Annotated in this window: 15 protein-coding genes; 5 read left to right on the top strand and 10 right to left on the bottom strand. The window is 73.1% G+C overall.

Annotated elements, in window-relative coordinates; translation table 11 throughout:
* Positions 1-38 precede the first annotated feature (38 nt).
* Both ACFYW7_RS19360 and ACFYW7_RS19355 read left to right on the top strand, forming a co-directional pair.
* Positions 39-1,430, top strand: a complete 1,392-nt coding sequence (locus tag ACFYW7_RS19360; protein ID WP_389503788.1) for an FAD-binding oxidoreductase — start codon at positions 39-41, stop codon at positions 1,428-1,430.
* A gap of 232 nt (positions 1,431-1,662) precedes the next feature.
* A complete protein-coding gene (locus tag ACFYW7_RS19355; RefSeq protein WP_389503786.1) occupies positions 1,663-3,291 on the top strand; it encodes a PucR family transcriptional regulator in 1,629 nt (542 codons plus the stop codon).
* 81 nt (positions 3,292-3,372) lie between these two features.
* On the opposite strand, the gene ACFYW7_RS19350 is transcribed toward ACFYW7_RS19355, so the two are convergent.
* Positions 3,373-4,500, bottom strand: a complete 1,128-nt coding sequence (locus ACFYW7_RS19350) for a glycosyltransferase family 4 protein (RefSeq protein ID WP_389503784.1) — start codon at positions 4,498-4,500, stop codon at positions 3,373-3,375.
* Between the two features lie 360 nt (positions 4,501-4,860).
* On the opposite strand from ACFYW7_RS19350, the gene ACFYW7_RS19345 reads away from it, so the two are divergent.
* Entirely contained in the window at positions 4,861-5,250 is a 390-nt protein-coding gene (locus ACFYW7_RS19345; protein ID WP_389503782.1) for a signal peptidase I, read from the top strand.
* A gap of 174 nt (positions 5,251-5,424) precedes the next feature.
* Here ACFYW7_RS19345 and recN read toward each other — a convergent pair whose 3' ends face one another.
* From recN to ACFYW7_RS19325, 4 genes are all read right to left on the bottom strand, one after another.
* Entirely contained in the window at positions 5,425-7,167 is a 1,743-nt protein-coding gene (gene recN / locus ACFYW7_RS19340) for a DNA repair protein RecN (RefSeq protein ID WP_389503780.1), read from the bottom strand.
* A 157-nt stretch (positions 7,168-7,324) separates the two neighbouring features.
* Positions 7,325-8,230 carry an NAD kinase gene (locus ACFYW7_RS19335; RefSeq protein ID WP_389503777.1) on the bottom strand — a complete coding sequence of 302 codons (906 nt, stop codon included), beginning with the start codon at positions 8,228-8,230 and terminating at the stop codon, positions 7,325-7,327.
* A complete protein-coding gene (locus ACFYW7_RS19330) occupies positions 8,227-9,042 on the bottom strand; it encodes a TlyA family RNA methyltransferase (RefSeq protein WP_389503774.1) in 816 nt (271 codons plus the stop codon). Before ACFYW7_RS19330 ends, ACFYW7_RS19335 begins: the two co-directional genes overlap by 4 nt.
* A 90-nt stretch (positions 9,043-9,132) precedes the next feature.
* Positions 9,133-9,441, bottom strand: coding sequence for a hypothetical protein (locus ACFYW7_RS19325; RefSeq protein ID WP_389503772.1), 309 nt, complete (start codon positions 9,439-9,441; stop codon positions 9,133-9,135).
* Positions 9,442-9,483: 42 nt separating this feature from the next.
* Between ACFYW7_RS19325 and ACFYW7_RS19320 the strand changes: the two genes are divergently transcribed.
* Positions 9,484-9,831 (top strand): SCP2 sterol-binding domain-containing protein, encoded by a 348-nt coding sequence (locus ACFYW7_RS19320; protein WP_389503770.1) that lies wholly within the window; start codon positions 9,484-9,486, stop codon positions 9,829-9,831.
* Here the strand turns inward: ACFYW7_RS19320 and ACFYW7_RS19315 are convergent.
* The 4 genes from ACFYW7_RS19315 to ACFYW7_RS19300 form a co-directional block, all read right to left on the bottom strand.
* Positions 9,815-10,756 (bottom strand): ABC transporter ATP-binding protein, encoded by a 942-nt coding sequence (locus ACFYW7_RS19315; protein ID WP_389503768.1) that lies wholly within the window; start codon positions 10,754-10,756, stop codon positions 9,815-9,817. The genes ACFYW7_RS19320 and ACFYW7_RS19315 overlap by 17 nt on opposite strands.
* Entirely contained in the window at positions 10,753-11,829 is a 1,077-nt protein-coding gene (locus ACFYW7_RS19310) for a FecCD family ABC transporter permease (RefSeq protein WP_389503766.1), read from the bottom strand. Before ACFYW7_RS19310 ends, ACFYW7_RS19315 begins: the two co-directional genes overlap by 4 nt.
* Before the next feature lie 11 nt (positions 11,830-11,840).
* On the bottom strand, positions 11,841-12,884 hold the full coding sequence (locus tag ACFYW7_RS19305; RefSeq protein WP_389503764.1) for a FecCD family ABC transporter permease: 1,044 nt from the start codon (positions 12,882-12,884) through the stop codon (positions 11,841-11,843).
* A 264-nt stretch (positions 12,885-13,148) separates the two neighbouring features.
* Positions 13,149-14,177 carry an HAD hydrolase-like protein gene (locus ACFYW7_RS19300; RefSeq protein WP_389503762.1) on the bottom strand — a complete coding sequence of 343 codons (1,029 nt, stop codon included), beginning with the start codon at positions 14,175-14,177 and terminating at the stop codon, positions 13,149-13,151.
* Positions 14,178-14,249: 72 nt separating this feature from the next.
* Between ACFYW7_RS19300 and ACFYW7_RS19295 the strand changes: the two genes are divergently transcribed.
* The gene (locus tag ACFYW7_RS19295; protein ID WP_389503759.1) at positions 14,250-15,542 is read left to right on the top strand and encodes a DUF1015 domain-containing protein; all 1,293 of its coding nucleotides are present in this window, start codon (positions 14,250-14,252) and stop codon (positions 15,540-15,542) included.
* An 88-nt stretch (positions 15,543-15,630) separates the two neighbouring features.
* Here the strand turns inward: ACFYW7_RS19295 and ACFYW7_RS19290 are convergent, their stop codons facing one another.
* On the bottom strand, positions 15,631-16,551 hold the full coding sequence (locus ACFYW7_RS19290; RefSeq protein WP_389504625.1) for a hypothetical protein: 921 nt from the start codon (positions 16,549-16,551) through the stop codon (positions 15,631-15,633).
* Positions 16,552-17,031 lie beyond the last annotated feature (480 nt).

The following is a 17,031-nucleotide window of genomic DNA, read 5'->3' as shown; positions in this document are numbered from 1 at the left end:
GAAGGAGTCCTGTCCCCTCATGGAAGGGGGCGGCTGCCATGGCTCCCCTTTCGAAGGCGGGCGTGGCACTCGCCGCGCTCCGCGCCGATCTGTCGGGTGACGTGGTCACCCCCGAGGATCCGGGGTACGACGAAGCCCGGACGATCTTCAACGCGATGATCGACCGGCGGCCCGCCGTGATCGTGCTGTGCGAGGGCGAGCCCGACGTGATCCGAGCGGTGCGCTTCGCGCGTGAGCTCGATCTGCCCATCGCCGTACGCGGCGGCGGCCACAGCGTCTCCGGCATGTCGCTCAACGACGGCGGTCTGGTCATCGACCTGAGCCGGATGCACAAGGTCACCGTCCACCCCGGCTCCGAGACCGTACGCGTCGAGGGCGGAGCCCTCATGAGCCATCTCGACCGGGCCGCCCAGCCGTACGGCCTCGCGACCACCGGCGGCCGCGTCTCGACGACCGGCGTCGGCGGCTTCGTCCTGGGCGGCGGCAGCGGCTGGCTGGACCGGTCGCTCGGTCTCGCCGTGGACAACCTGCTCGGAGTCGAACTGGTGACCGCCGACGGTTCGCCGGTGCGCGCCACCGACCAGGAGAACCCGGAACTCTTCTGGGCCCTGCACGGCGGCGGCGGGAACTTCGGCGTCGCCACCGCGCTCACCCTCAAACTGCACCCGCTGCCCGAGTTCTCGATCGCCCTGATGCTCTACCCGACGGACAGCGGACCCGACGTGGTCCGCGTCTACCGCGAGATCATCGAGAACGGGCCGCCGGAGGCGAGCGGCGGCGTCATCTATCTGACCGGCCCGCCCGAGGAGTTCATGCCCGAGCACCTGGTCGGCACGCGGCTGTGCGGCGCCCTCGTCGCGTACGCGGGCGGTGAGGACGACATGCGCAAGACCGCCCAGCCGCTGCTGGCACTGCCGCACGAGGTCGAGATCGTCACCGGGCTGCCGTACCCCGACTTCCAGTGCATGCTCGACGACCCGCCCGGCATGCGGAACTACTGGTCGGCGGAGTACCTGAGCGGCGCGCCCGACGACTTCGTGGACGTCTTCTGCGCCCTCGGCGACGCCATGCCCGTCCCCACGGGCAACCAGCACGTCCTGTTCCCCCAGGGCGGTGCGATCGCCGCCGGACCGTCCCGGTTCCCGGTCCCCTACCGGGACGCGCCCTGGGCCGTGCACCCCTTCGGGATCTGGGAGGACCCGGCCGACGACGAACGGTGCGTCGAGTGGGTCCGCAAGGTCCGCGCCGGCGTCCGGCCGTGGAGCACGGGAGCGGTGTACCTGAACTTCATCGGGAACGAGGGCGCGGACCGCGTGGTGGCCGGCCTCGGCGCCGACAACCTGCGGCGACTGGCCGCGGTGAAGGCCGAGTACGACCCGGACAACGTCTTCCGTTTCAACCACAACATCGCCCCGGTACCGGTCGCCTGACCCCGGCGACACCGCACCCGGCGCCCGGCGCCTGCCCGACGCTCCGGTGCCGCAGCCGGCTCTCGGCGCTCCCCGTACGCTCCGGCGCCGCGCCCGGACACCTCCCCGCCGGCCCGCCGGGCGTCTCCGGCCGGCTCCGGGCACGGCACAGGACCGGGCCCGCCCGGTCGCGACGGCTCTCCCCTCCGACCGGAGATGCCCCCGGAACCCGTCCACGGGTAGCGTCCGCTGCATGGACAGCCGTTACGACACCCAGGGCGCCGGGATCACCGTGCGGCGGGCCCTCGAACTTCCCGGGCTGCGCGGTGGGCTGCCGGAGATCATCGCCGGGGCCGACCGGCTGAACCGGACCGTGCGCTGGGTGCACGCGGGCGAGGTGCCGAACATCGCCTCCCTGCTCAAGGGCGGCGAACTGCTGCTGACCACGGGATACGGCCTGGGCACCCGGCCGGCCGAACAGCGGGCGTTCGTCCGCACCCTCGCCGAGCGCGGCATCGCGGCGCTCGTCGTGGAGCTCGGCCCGCGCTTCACCCGACTGCCCGCCGCGCTCGTGGAGACGGCACGGTCCACCGGTCTGCCGCTGGTCCAGCTGCACCGCGAGGTGCCCTTCGTGGCGGTCACCGAGGAGATCCACACCGAGATCGTCAACGGCCACTACGCCCTGCTCCAACAGGCCGAGGAGGTGCACCGGCGCTGTACCGAGGCCCTGCTCGGCGGCGGCGGAGTCCCCCAAGTGCTGCGCATCCTCGCCGACTTCAGCGGCAACCCGGTCTTCCTGGAGACGGCCGAGGGCCAGCTCCTGTACGCCGCCGGGGCCGGCTCCGCGGGCGCCGACCCGCTCCAGGTCTGGGAGGGACTGCGCGGCCAGCACAAGGAGGAGCCGCCCGCCGGGACCATCCTCGTGGACGTGCCCGGGGGCGGCCCTGGCACCGGTTCCGTACGGGCCCGCCTGGTTCTGCTGCCGGTCGGCACGCCCGTCGCCCCGGTGCACCGGATCGCCGCCGAGCGGGCCGCCGGCATCCTGGCCGTCGTGCTGATGCAGGCCCGCCAGGAGGAGGAACTGGCGGCACGCGGGCGCGGCGACTTCCTCACCGACCTCGCCGAGGGCCGCATCGAGGCGGAGGACGCGCCCGCGCAGGCGCGGGTGCTCGGCTTCAAGCCCGGCGCCGGCCCGCTCCTGCCGGTCGTCATGCGGCTCGCGGACGGCCTCGCCCCCGGTGGCGGCTGGGCGGTCCTGGCCCGCGCGGTCGCCGAGGAGCTGGCCTCGGTGGGCGTCCCGGTCCTACTGGGCGTACGTCCGGTCGAGGGCCGGGTCCCGCTGCTGCTCGGCCTGCGCTCGGAGTCGGAGCGGGCGGCCGTCGCGGACCGGGTGGCGGCGGCGCTGCGCGCAGGGGTGGAGCGGGCCGGCATGCAGCGGCCCGGGGCCCATCCGCCGGTGGTGGTGGTCGGCGTCGCGGGCGGCTGGGCGGCCGCCTCGGCGGGGCTGCGGCACGCGGCGGAGACCGCGACGGCGGCGCAGGGCCTGTCGGACCGACCTTGGTACGACGCCCGCCGTCTGGACATCGACCTGCTGCTGTGGCGGCTGCGCGAGCACCCCGACCTGGCCGCCTTCGTGGACCGCGCGATCGGCCCGCTCCGCGACCACGACCTCCGCTCCAAGCCGCCCCTGCTCCCCACCCTGCAGACGTACTTGGCGCACGCGGGCCGCAAGGCGGAGACGGCCCGCGAACTGCATCTCAACCGGCAGACCCTCTACAACCGCCTCGCCAGGATCGGCGAGTTGCTGGGCACGGACCTGGACGACCCGCAGACGGTACTGGCGTTGAGCCTGGCACTCCGGGCCCGCCGGCACGTTCCCTAGGTCCTTCCGGTCGAAACGGCACCGGACACCGGCACCGACACGGAGCGGCGCGGCACGCGCGTGCCCTGGTCAGCCCAGTGGTCAGCCCAGTGGTCGGACCTGGGTCAACTCGTCGTAGACACTCAGGACCTGTGCGACCGTCTCGTCCTCGGTCGGCCAGCCGGCCGCCTGCCGGGTCCCCTTCTCGCGCAGGACCTCCTGGCGCGCCGGATCGGCGAGCAGCCGTACGACGGCGTCCGCGAGCGCCTTCGCGTTCCCGTACGGGACGAGTTCGGCCGCGTCGCCGACCAGTTCGGGAATTCCCCCGACCGCGGTGGCGACGAGCGGGACGCGAGCCCGCAGGGCCTCCTGCGCCAGCACCGAGCGGGACTCCCACCTGCTCGGCAGCAGCATGAGGTCGGCGGCCGCGAGCAGGTCCGTGATGTCCTCGCGGCGTCCGATCAGCCGGACCGGCAGCTCCTCGTCCTCGATCCGGCGCTGGAGGACGGTGCGCAGCGGCCCCTCCCCCGCGATCACCAGCAGCGGCACGGGATCGAGACGGCACCACGCGCGCGCCGCGTCCAGCAGGGTGTGGTAGCCGCGGTGCCGTTCGAGCGAGCCGACCGCCATGAGCAACGGGCGGTCGGTCGAACCGAGTTCGGCTCGTGCCTTGTACCGGCACCGGTCGGGTTCGGCGGACTCTGCGGGCGGGCTCGGCGCGGGGAACGCGACGGCGGCGAGCCGCGCGTCCCGCGCTCCCCTGCGGCGCGCCCGGTCCACCAGATCGGACGAGGTGCCGAGCACCACGGCGGCGGCTCTGGCGACCCGCCGCTCCAGGAGGCGCAGTACGTGGGCCCGGGCGCCCTCGGCCTCCGAGCGGGTGTGCCAGGTGACGACGAGGGGAACGCGCCGCCCGCTCAGTGCCAGCGCCGCCCGCAGCGCCGCGTGCAAGCCGTGGGCGTGCACGAGATCGGCGTCCGCGCAGGCCGTCCGCAGCGCGGCCACGGAGGCGGGATCTGTGCTGCGGGGCACCGGAACATGGCGCGCGCCCACCCCGGTGAACCCGTAAGCGCTGTCCGCCTCGGCCGGAGCGCACACCGTGACCCGCACCCCCCTTGCGACCAGCCCCAGGGCCAACGACCGCACGTGCGCGCTGCTGCCCGCGCTTCCGCCGCCGAGCACCTGCACGGTGCGCAGCGGCGACTGGCCGTGCGGTGGGTGGCTGCTCACGTGGCCGGGGCTCCTGGTTCGGCGTAGGGCGGTCGCGAGGAAGTACGGGGAGGGGGGCCGTGCGGAGAGGGCTGTACCGCACGTCTGTACCGCACGTCGCGCCCCCGGGTGCTACGCCAAGGATGCCAGGCCGCACGGGCGTTCCGGCACCGCCATCGCGACGAGGGCACGTCAGACGGGGCAACTCGGCGACGACGGTCACCCGCACGAGTGAGTAATAGGCCATTCGGGGATCACGTGAACCACACGAGGACACACCCGGCACGCACAACCCACGCATCACGAGGCGCCGAGGTTGGTTCCTCCCCGTGGCGGAGGAGCCGATCAGGCTGATCGAACCTGCTGCTAGTGTCCGAATACGTGAAGAACAGCGTGTATGTGGGGAACGCGGGCAAGGACGCGGCGCTCGACCGAGGGTGGCTGCTGGGGCACTTCAAGGGTGTCGACGATCCCCGGCACAGTACGGACGTGGAGATCAAATGGGGCGTTCACCCGCGCGGTGACGAGCGGGCCGAGTGGGTGAGGGGCGAGGAACGCACCGCCCTCCTGGTCCTCGTCAGCGGGCGCTTCCGCGTGGAACTCCCGGGCCGCAGTGTCCTCTTGGAAGAACAGGGTGACTACGTCGTGTGGGGGCACGGAGTCGATCACTCCTGGTTCGCCGAGGAGGAGTCGGTCGTGCTGACGGTCCGGTGGCCCTCCGTGCCCGGTTACGCGGTGTCGCGGACGGATCCGGCGCCAGGGCGCGGCTGACCTCGGACACCGGGCGCGGCGACACGGGAACCGACGCGCGGACGGGACCGGCACACACGCCGGCCCGGCGTCCGATCCGCACCCCCCGTGAGGATGGAGCGGTACCTGCACGAAGCGCCCGGCCGACCGGCCGGGCGCTTCGGGTGTCCCCGGCTTCAGGGCCGGGGATCGATGTCAGGCGTCGGACCGTGCCGTCTCCAGCAGTTCCTCCGCGTGGGCCCGAGCCGTCTCGGAGTCCTCCTGGCCAGCGAGCATCCGGGACAGCTCGCGGATGCGTTCCTCGCCCTCCAGCACCTTCACGCCGGACCGGGTCACCGACCCGTCGTTGGTCTTCTCGACGAGCAGCTGGCGGTCGGCGAACGCGGCCACCTGCGGCAGATGCGTCACGACGACGACCTGCGCGGTCTTCGCCAGCCGGGCCAGCCTGCGCCCGATCTCGACGGCCGCCTTGCCGCCGACGCCCGCGTCGACCTCGTCGAAGAGATACGTCGGCACCGGGTCCGTGCCCGCGAACACGACCTCCACCGCGAGCATCACCCGCGAGAGTTCCCCGCCCGACGCCCCCTTGGCGATGGGCCGCGGCGGTGCGCCGGGATGCGGGGCGAGCAGCAGCTCCACCTCGTCGACCCCGGCCGGGCCGTAGGCCACCGGGCGTCCGCCGACCTCGACCCCCTCCGGGTCGTCGGTCTGCCGGATCTCGAAGGACACGCGCGCGTGCGGCATGGCGAGCGAGGCCAGTTCGGCGGTGACCGCGGCGGCGAACCGTTCGGCCGCCTCCGCGCGGGCGTCCGTCAGCGCCTGGGCGAGCCCGCCCAGTTCGCCGCGCAGGGCGTCCCGCTCGGCGGTCAGCTCGTCGAGCCGGTCGTCGTCGCCGTCGAGTTCGGTCAGCCGTGCGGCGCTCCGCTCGGCCCAGGCGAGCACGGCGTCGATGTCCTCGCCGTACTTCCGGGTCAGCTGCGTGAGCGCGGCCCGGCGCTCCTCGACGGCCGCCAGCCGCAGCGGGTCCGCGTCGAGGTCGTCGGCGTAGCCCGCGAGTTCGCCCGCGACGTCGCCGAGCAGGATGGCGATCTCCCCGATCCGCCCGGACAGCACGGCGAGGGCCGAGTCGTGCGACCGTACGGCCTCCAGGGCCCGGTGGGCGCCCGCGACGAGCGTGGCCGCGTCGATGCCCTCGAGGTCCTCGGGGTTGCCCACCATCGCCGCGTGCGCGATGGTGGCGGCCGACGCCAGCGCCTCCGCGTGCCCGAGCCGCTCGGCCTCCGCCGCCAGCTCCACGTCCTCGCCGGCCCGCGGCTCCACGCCCGCGACCTCGTCGAGGCCGAAGCGCAGGAGGTCCGCTTCCTGGGCCCGTTCCCGCGCGCGGGTCGTGATCTCGTCGAGTTCGGTCGAGATCGCCCGCAGCCTGCGGTAGGCGCCCCCGTACTTGGCGAGCGGTACGGCGACCGCGTCACCCGCGTACCGGTCGAGGGCCTGCCGCTGCCGGGACAGCTTGAGCAGCCCCTGCTGGTCGGTCTGGCCGTGCACCGCGACGAGTTCGTCGGCGAGTTCGGCGAGCACGCCCACCGGCACCGAGCGCCCGCCCAGATGCGCGCGTGAGCGGCCCTCCGCCGAAACGGTACGGCTGATCAGCAGCACACCGTCCTCGAGCTCGGCGCCCGCCTCCTCCGCCCGTACGACGGCCGTCCCGCCCGCGGGTACGCTGATCCGCCCCTCCACGACGGCGCTCTTGGCGCCGATCCGTACGAGGGCGGGGTCCGCGCGCCCGCCCAGCAGCAGCCCGAGGCTGGTGACCACCATCGTCTTGCCCGCACCGGTCTCACCGGTCACGGCGGTGAAACCTGGTGACAGCTCCACGACCGCGTCGTCGATGACTCCGAGCGACCGTATCCGCATCTCCTCCAACACGCCCCCGACCATACGAGGTTTTCCCAGCCCCGTGCGACGCCGCCCCCCGCAAAGAGAACCGAGCGTTACCTTCCGGGGGTGATCTCGTTCGCCGAACGCGTGTGCCGGAACGTGCGCGGCACCCGGGCGGGACCCGGGTGCCGCGTGCACGTTTCCAGGTTCTGCCTGCCTAGTGCGGTGCCCCGCGCCACCCGGAGACGGGCAGCGCGAACTTGGCGACGAGCCGATCGGTGAAGGACGCGTGGTGCAGCCGGGCCAGCCGCACGGGAACGGCCCCGCGCCGCACCTCGACCCGGGCGCCGGGCGGCAGCTCCACCGTCCGCCTGCCGTCGCACCACAGCACGCCCGGCGGGACGTGCGGCAGCACCTCGACGGCCAGCACCGAGTCCGGTGAGGTGACCAGCGGCTTGGCGAACAGGGCGTGCGCGCTGATCGGCACCATCAGCAGCGCCTCGACCTCGGGCCAGACCACGGGCCCGCCCGCGGAGAACGCGTACGCGGTCGACCCGGTCGGGGTCGCGCAGACGATCCCGTCGCAGCCGAACCCGGTGACGGGCCGCCCGTCGATCTCCAGCACGACTTCCAGGAGCTTCTCGGCGGACACCTTCTGCACGGCCGCCTCGTTCAGCGCCCAGTCGGTGTGCACGATGTCGCCGTTCCGATGGACGACGACGTCGACGGTCATGCGTTCCTCGACCTCGTAGGCCTTGGTGACGACCCGGTCGACGACCTTGTCCAGGTCGTCGCGCTCGGCCTCGGCGAGGAAGCCGACCCGGCCGAGGTTGACCCCGAGCATCGGCACCCCGGAGGCCCGGGCGAACTCGGCGCCGCGCAGCAGCGTCCCGTCACCGCCGAGGACGATGAGCAGCTCGCAGCCGTCGAGACACTGCGGCGTCGCCTCCTCGACCAGTTCGACCTCGTCCGGCAGCGGCAGGTCGGCGGCCTCGGCCGCGAGGACCCGTACGCCGATCCCGGAACGCAGCAGTCCCTGGACGACCAGCTCGGCACTGCGGATGGCCGCCGGCCGTCCGGTGTGGGCCAGCAGGAAAACAGTACGAACTCGGCTCTGTGTCAACGCGGCCCCTCCGTCACTGCACGGTCAACGTCGGCCGGGTCGAGTTCGGGTGCCCCGGCGCACAGCCACAGAAAGTATTCGACATTGCCCGAGGGTCCGGGCAGCGGACTCGCGGTCACGCCCTTCACCCCGAGCCCCAGCTCACGGGCTCGCCCCGCCACACCGCGCACGGCCTCGGCGCGCAGCTCCGGGCTGCGCACGACACCGCCGCTGCCCAGCCGGTCCTTCCCCACCTCGAACTGTGGTTTGACCATCATCACCAGGTCGGCATCCGGCGCCGCGCACCGCACAAGGGCGGGCAGCACCAGTCCGAGCGGGATGAAGGACAGATCCCCGACAACAAGGTCCACGGGCTCCCCATCGATCGCCTCCAACGTCAACTCGCGTACGTTCGTACGGTCCTTGACGGTGACGCGTTCATCGCTCTGGAGAGACCAGGCGAGTTGTCCGTAACCGACGTCGACGGCGAGGACGTGGGCGACGCCCGCGCGCAGCAGTACGTCGGTGAAGCCTCCGGTGGACGCGCCCGCGTCCAGCGCCCGGCGTCCCTCGACCTTCAGCCCCTGGGGCACGAAGGCGGCGAGCGCGCCGGCCAGCTTGTGTCCGCCGCGGGAGACGTAGTCGGGGTCGTCGTCGTCCTTGCTCACCACGATCGCCGCGGCGGTCTCCACCTGCGTGGCGGGCTTGGTCGCGAGGGTCTTGCCCACGCTGACCCGGCCCGCGGCGATCAGCTGTCCGGCGTGCTCGCGCGAGCGGGCGAGCTTCCGGCGGACCAGTTCGGCGTCGAGGCGGCGGCGTGCCACTCCTGCCACGTTCGGTTCAGCTCCTGCGGTCGTACGGCGATGGAAGGACGTGCCCCGAAGGATCTCATTGCGGGGCGGTGAACGGAACGGGGGTACCGCTCAGCGGTGGCCCGGGGAGGGTGGGCCCGGGGGTCCCTGGCGGACGTCGAGCGCGGTGAGCGTGTCCCGCAGGCCCCGGTGCACCTCCTCGTACACCTCGACGTGTCCGTCCGTGGCGAGGTGGTCGGCGTCGGCCAGCCGGTCGAGCCGGGCGTCCACGTCGGCGTCGCCCGTGGGGACGCGCGGGACGTTCAGCGGGGCCGGTGCGGCGGGGTCGCGGACGGGTTCCGGCTCCGCCTCGGCAGGCGTGCCGGGCACCGCCGCCGTCACGGCCGGCGGGGCCTCGCCCTCGGGAACTGAGTCGCTCATGCCCCGACGCTACCGCGAAGGGCTGCGGTACCGTCGATCACGATGGCGACGATCGAGGAGTGCCGCAGCGCGCTCGACAGGCTTTCGGAGAACATGGCGGGCGCGAAGGGCGACGTGCGCGCCGCCGCGGCCCTGGACCGCTCGCTCAGCTGCCGGGTCACCGACCTCGACATCACCTTCGTGGGCCGTCTCGCGAACGGCCGGATCGAGGTGCAGGACACGCTCCAGGGGCCGCCCCCGGAGAGGGCTCAGATCCGTCTCACGATGAGCGGCGACGACCTGGTGTCCATGGTGAACGGCGAACTGAACTTCGCGAAGGCCTGGGGCTCCGGCAGGGTGAAGCTGGAGGCGGGCCTGCGCGATCTGTTCCGGCTCAGGACCCTTCTGTGACGGCCGTGGCCGCCACGGCGGTCACCCGTGGCCGGCGGGCGGCGGGCACCACGAGCGGCGTCCCCGTCTCCGGGTCGTCGATGACCTGACAGCGCAGCCCGAAGACCTCCTCGACCAGCCCGGCCGTGACGATGTCGTTCGGCGCGCCCTCGGCCACGACCTCGCCGCCGCGCAGCGCGATCAGATGGGTGGCGTAGCGGGCCGCGTGGTTGAGGTCGTGCAGGACGGCGACCAGGGTCCGGCCCTGTGTCTCGTGGAGCTCGGCACACAGGTCGAGCACGTCGATCTGGTGCTGGATGTCGAGATAGGTCGTCGGCTCGTCCAGGAGGAGCAGGGGCGTCTGCTGCGCGAGCGCCATGGCGATCCACACCCGCTGGCGCTGGCCTCCGGACAGTTCGTCGACATAGCGGTCGGCGAGGTCCGCCACACCGGTCGAGGCCATCGACTCCTGGACCACCCGCTCGTCCTCCGCGGACCACTGGCGCAGCAGACCCTGGTGGGGGTAGCGGCCCCGGCCGACGAGGTCGCCGACCGTGATCCCGTCCGGCGCGATCGAGGACTGCGGCAGCAGCCCGAGCGTGCGGGCCACCTTCTTCGCGGGCATCGACTGGATGGCCTGCCCGTCGAGCAGGACGCGCCCCTCGGAGGGCTTCAGCATGCGCGAGAGGGCGCGCAGCAGCGTGGACTTGCCGCAGGCGTTCGGACCGACGATCACCGTGAAGGAGTGGTCGGGTATCTCCACCGACAGCTTCTCCGCGATGACGCGCTGGTCGTAGCCGAGGGTGACGTTGTCGGCGGACAGGCGGTTCACAGTGCTCCTTGGGATGTTCTCGTGCGCCCGGTCGTTCGCCCGCGCCGCGTTCTTCGGTCCGTCCGGGGCCCGGTCCGCCGGGCCGCTCGTGTCCGAGTGGGTCGGACCGCTCATATCCGGCCCGCCTTGCGCTCGGTGACCAGCAGCCACAGCAGGTAGACGCCGCCGAGGACCCCGGTCACCACGCCCACGGGCAGCTGGTCGGCGCCGAACGCCCGCTGCGAGGCCCAGTCCGCGACGATGAGCAGCGTCGCGCCCATGACCATCGACGGCACCAGGTTCGGCCCGGGCGCCCGGGTGAGGCGTCCGGCCAGTTGCGGCGCGGTGAGCGCGACGAAGCCGACCGGTCCCGCGGCGGCCGTGGCACCCGCGGTGAGCAGGACGGCGGCCACCATCAGCAGCAGCCGGGTCCGCTCGACACGCACTCCGAGGGCGTACGACACGTCGTCGCCCATCTCCATCATCCGCAGTCCGCGCGCGTTGCCGAGGACGAGGGGGACGAGGACGGCGCACATGATGAGCAGGGGCCAGACCTGCGTCCAGTCACGGCCGTTGAGGGAGCCGGTCATCCAGACGACGGCGCGGGTCGCGTCGATGATGTCGGCCTTGGTGAGGAGGTAGCCGTTGACCGCGGTGACGATCGCGGAGACACCGATGCCGACCAGGACCAGCCGGTAGCCGTGCACGCCCCGCTTCCAGGCGAGCAGGTAGATGGCGAGCCCGGTCACGAGTCCGCCGGCGAGCGCGCCGAGGGCGACCTCGGTCGCGCTGCCCGAGAACAGCACGATCATGATGAGCGCGCCGGCCGCGGAGCCCTGCGAGAGCCCGAGCACGTCCGGACTGCCCAGTGGATTGCGGGAGATGGACTGGAAGAGCGCTCCGCCCAGTCCGAGCGAGGCCCCCACCAGCAGTCCGACGAGGACACGCGGCAGTCTGAGGTCGTTGACGATGAACTCCTGGCCCGCGGTGCCGTGACCGGCCAGGGTCCTGAGAACGTCGCCGGCCGGGATCGGGAAGTCTCCGGTGCCGATGAGCACCACGCTCGCCGCGGCCGCGGCGACGAGCAGCAGCACCACCACGGTGAGCGTCCGGACGTCGATGCGGACCGACAGTCCGCCGGCCGTGCGGACGGCCCGGACGCGGCGCGCGGGGAGCGTCCGGCCACGGGAGGCGCGGAGCGTTCGCATACGTGGGGTCCTCACAGCTGCGTCGCCCTCCGTCGCCGTACGAGAAAGATGAAGACCGGACCGCCCAGGACCGCGGTGACGATGCCGACCTGAAGCTCCGCCGGCCGGGCGACCATGCGTCCGAGCACATCGGCGCCGAGCAGCAGCACGGGCGACAGGACGGTGGCGTACGGCAGGATCCAGCGCAGGTCGGGGCCGGTGAAGGACCGGACGACGTGCGGGACCATCAGCCCCACGAACACGATCGGTCCGCAGGCCGCGGTCGCGGCGCCGCACAGCACGGTCGCGGCGGCCATGGCCAGTGCCCGGGTGAGGTTCAGGTTGGCGCCGAGCGCGCGGGCGGTGTCGTCGCCCATCGCCACCGCGTTCAGCGGCCGGGCGAGCCCCAGGGCGAGGAGCGTGCCGACGACCAGGAACGGCGCCACCTGCTCGATCGTCGAATCGGTCGCCGAGGCGAGCGAACCGACCGTCCAGAAGCGCATCCTGCCCAGCGCCGCGTCATCCATGATCATCACGGCCTGCAGATAGCCGTACAGCGCGGCGCTGACGGCGGTTCCGGCCAGCGCGAGCCGCACCGGGGTCGCGCCGCGGCTGCCGCCCAGGAACCAGACCAGCACCCCGACCGCGGCCGCTCCGGCGAAGGCGAACCAGACGTAGCCGCTCAGCGAGGTGACGCCGAAGTAGGTGATCGCGGTGACGACCGCGGCGGACGCGCCCGCGTTGATCCCCAGCAGACCGGGATCGGCCAGCGGATTGCGGGTGAGCGCCTGGAGGACCGCGCCGGACAGCCCGAGCGCGGCACCGACCATCAGCCCGAGGACGGTCCGGGAGATCCGGTCGGCGACCACGACATCCGAGTACGTCCCCGAGTCGTGGAACAGGCCGTGCCACACCTGGTCCAGGGGCAGGGCCTTCGCACCGATCGCGACACTCGCCACCGCGACCAGCAGCAGGACACCCACGGAGAGGAGGAGCCCGAGGCTCCGTATCGCCCGGCGGGTCGGGGGCGCGGTGACGGTTTCCGCGCGCTGTTCAGGAGGACTGTCGACCAACACGAGGTTAGGTTAGCCTACCCTCGCGTAGCTGATCGATGGGCCTACGCGCCGGCCCGGCGCCGACGCCCAGGTCAGCGCCCCGTCCCACCGACGCAGGCCCGTCCCCCGACGCCACCCCGGCCGAGCACCGCTCCCGCTCCCAACTTCCCCGAGCCCCACGCCGATCCGCCGGCCGACGTCCGGACCGGCCGGTGCGGCGTCCGCACACCGGCTCGGTGTCCACGCCGGTCCCGGGTCCTCATGAGGTCGGAGACCTTCGGACGGCTAGAGGCCCAGCCGGGCCAGCGCCTTGCCCCCGTCCAGCTCGCAGCAGCCCTCTCCGGCGGCCGTCCAGGCCGCCGCGCACAGGGCCCGCAGACCGTCGAGGGGCTCGCCGTCACCGGTCAGTTCGAGCTCCTCGCTCCCTGCCGTCGCCGTCCAGCCGCCGCAGCGGAACCCCGTGCCCGCTTCGACGACCTCGGGCTGCCCGGTGAGCATGCCGCGCAGGTCGGCGTCGACATACGTCGGCCGGTGCCGCGGCGGCGCCGCGAGCAGCTGCGCGCCGTCCGTCACCCCGGTGAGGACGAGCAGCGAGTCCACCTCTCCGTTGAAAGCGCCCTCGATGTCGGTGTCCAGCCGGTCACCGACCACCAGCGGCCGCTCGGCACCGGTCCGCAGGATCGTCTCGCGGTGCATCGGGGGCAGCGGCTTCCCCGCCACCTGGGGATCGCCGCCCGTGGCGATGCGCACGACCTCCACGGCCGCGCCGTTCCCGGGCGCGATCCCGCGCGCACCGGGAATCGTCAGATCGGTGTTGGAGGCGAACCAGGGCACGCCGCGCGCGATGGCGTAGCACGCCTCCGCGAACCGCGACCAGGCCAGATCGGGACCGCCGAATCCCTGCACGACCGCCGCCGGCTCGTCGTCCGCCGAGTCGACCGGCTCCAGCCCGCGCTCGCGCAGCGCGACCCGCAGCCCCTCGCCGCCGATGACCAGCACCCGGGATCCCGCGGGCACCTGCTCGCTGATGAGCCGGGCCACGGCCTGCGCCGAGGTGATGACGTCCGACGCCACCGTCGGTATGCCCAGCTCGGTGAGGTGCTCGGCCACCGCGTCCGGGGTGCGCAGCGCGTTGTTGGTGACGTACGCGAGGTGCATTCCGCCCGCGCGGGCCGTCCCGAGGGACTCCACGGCGTACGCGATCGCGTCGCCGCCCGCGTACACCACCCCGTCCAGATCCAGCAGCGCGGTGTCATAGGCCTCGCTCAGGGCCTGGCCACTGCCTTCGGGCCGCGTCCTGACGGTCTGGCTCATTGCACATCGCTCCTCGTTCGGTCTCTTTCCCCCGATCATCGCTCATCCCACCGACACACTTACGATGCCCCAATGAACTATGCGGGTCCCGAGGAGGAAACCCCGGCAGGCAGCGGCCTCGAACTCACCCCGTTCCGAGGCCTGCGGTACGACCCCGACCGGGTCGGCAGCCTGGCCGCCGTGACATCGCCGCCGTACGACGTCGTCGTACGGCCCGACGGACTGCTCGAACTCGAATCGGCCGACCCGTACAACATCGTCCGGCTGATCCTCCCGCAGGACGGCACGCCCGCCGCCCGCAACCAGCAGGCCGCCGACACGCTGCGCCGCTGGCTGTCGGAGGGCGTCCTGACGACGGACCCCGAGCCGGGCCTGTACGTGTACGAGCAGCGCGACGGCGACCTGCTGCAACGGGGCGTCATCGGCACCCTGCGCCTGTCCGATCCGGCCGACGGCGTCGTCCTCCCGCACGAGGACGTGATGCCGCACGTGGTCGCGGACCGCGCGGCCCTGATGCGGGCCACGTCCGCGAACCTCGAACCGCTCCTGCTGACCTATCGCGGCGACGGTTCCGGGTTCGGCGCGACCGCCGTCATCGAACGCGCCGCCACCCGGCCACCGCTGCTGTCCACGACCACGGAGGACGGCATCGGCCACCGGCTGTGGGCGGTCACGGATCCGGCGGAGCTGTCGGACATCCGCAAGGACCTCGGCCGGCACCAGGCCCTGATCGCCGACGGCCATCACCGCTGGGCCACCTACCTACGTCTACGCGCGGAGCATCCTTCGCCGAGCCCCTGGGACTACGGTCTGGTCCTCCTGGTGGACACCGTCCGCTACCCGTTGCGCGTCCGGGCCATCCACCGCCTGCTGCACCGGCTGCCGGTCGCCGAGGCGTTGGCCGCCGTCGGGGACTCCTTCCGCGTACGCCGTCTGGGTGTGCCCCTCCCCGAGGCGCTGGAGGCCCTCTCCTCGGCGGCCGCCGAGGGAAACGCCTTCCTGCTCGCCGGGGACGGCGACTTCCACCTCGTCGATCGCCCGTCACCGGACCTCCTCGCCCGTACGGTCCCGCACGACCACCCGGAGGCCTGGCGCACGCTGGACGCGACGGTCCTGCACGCCGTGCTCCTCGACCACGTGTGGGGCATCCCCGAGGACTCGCCCGAGCACATCGCGTACATCCACGACACGGCCGCGACGGTCGAGAAGGCGGAACGCGACGGAGGCACGGCGGTCCTGATGCACCCCGTCCGCGAGGAGGTCGTACGCGATCTCGCCCGCCAGGGTGTCACGATGCCGCGCAAGTCGACGTCCTTCGGCCCGAAACCGGCGTCGGGACTGGTCCTGCGGGCCCTCACCCCCTGAGGCGCGGGGCGTCGCCAGAACGCCACGTGGGCGGCGGGTCACCTTCCGGTGTCCCGCCGCCCACGTGTTCTCCGTCGCCGTACCGGCGTCAGCCCTGCGGACGCTGAGGAGCGTCGTCCTCGCCGTCGTCCTCGGATTCGTCGTCCTCGCCGTCCTCGTCCTCGTCGTCGAGGTCGTCGTCACCAAGGTCGTCGACGTCGTCCGAGACACCGTCCGTGGTCACGGACTCGATCTTCTCGTCATCGACGTCGTCATCGTCCGAGGCGTCCGCGTCGGCCTCGGCCTTGACCGGGGTCGCCCGACCGCTCTCGTCATCGTCATCGCCGAGGGCGTCGACGAACTCGACACCGTCCATCTCGGCGAGCCGGTCGGAGGCGTCCGTGCTGCCGTCCTTGTCGGACTCGACGGCCTTGGCGAACCACTCGCGAGCCTCGCCCTCGCGTCCGGCGGCCAGCAGCGCGTCGGCGTAGGCGTAGCGCAGTCGCGCGGTCCAGGGCTGGACCGAGTTCGAGGCCAGCTCCGGGCTCTGCAGGGTGACGATGGCCGCGTCCAGCTGGTCCATGTCACGCCGCGCACCGGCCGCCACGAGCCGCATCTCGACCTGGCTCGCCTTGTCCAGCTTCTGCACCTCGGGCGCCCCTGCCATCTCCAGCGCCTTCTCGGGCCGGCCGAGACCGCGCTCGCAGTCCGCCATCACGGGCCACAGCTCCACGCTGCCGGTCATCCGGCGCGCGGCACGGAACTCGGCGAGCGCCTCGCTGAACTTCTGGTTGGCGTACGCGGCGAACCCGGCCGCCTCACGCACGGCGGCGACACGCGAGGCCAGCCGCAGAGCGATCCGCGAGTACTCGTAGGCGCCCTCGGGGTCCTCGTCGATGAGACGGGCCACCATCACCAGGTTGCGGGAGACGTCCTCGGCCAGGCCCTTGGGCAGGCTCTGGAGCTCCTGCCGTACGTCCTTGTCGATCTCCTCGCCCGTGACGTCGTCCGGGATCGGCAGCCGCTTGATCGGCTCACGGTCCCGGTCCCGCTCGTCACGGAAGTGGCCGCCGCCACGCCGGTCGTCGCCGCCGCGGTCGTCGCGGCCACGGAAACCACCGGGACGCCCGCCCCGGTCGTCACCACGCGGTCCACCACGGCCACGGTCGTCGCGTCCGCCCCGGTCGTCGCGGCCACGGAAGCCACCACCGCTGCTGCCACCGCGGTTGTCGTCACGGCGGAAGGGAGGACGGTCGCCGTCCCGACGCTCGTCACGACGGAAGTCGCTGCCGGCACGGTTGTCGTCGCGGCGGAAGCCACCGCGGTCGTCGTCACGGCGCGGGGTGCTGGGACGGTCGTCACGGCGCTCGTCACGGCGGAACCCACCACGGTCGTCGCCCCGACGGTCGTCACGACGGAAGTCGCTGCCGCCACGGTTGTCGTCGCGGCGGAAGCCACCGCGGTCGTCGTCACGGCGCGGGGTGCTGGGACGGTCGTCACGACGGAACGG

Origin of the sequence: Streptomyces sp. NPDC002580, assembly GCF_042889485.1 — a bacterium.
Lineage (GTDB): Bacteria > Actinomycetota > Actinomycetes > Streptomycetales > Streptomycetaceae > Streptomyces.
Note: the sequence above shows the minus strand (reverse complement) of the source record. Positions and strands in the feature narration are given on the sequence as shown.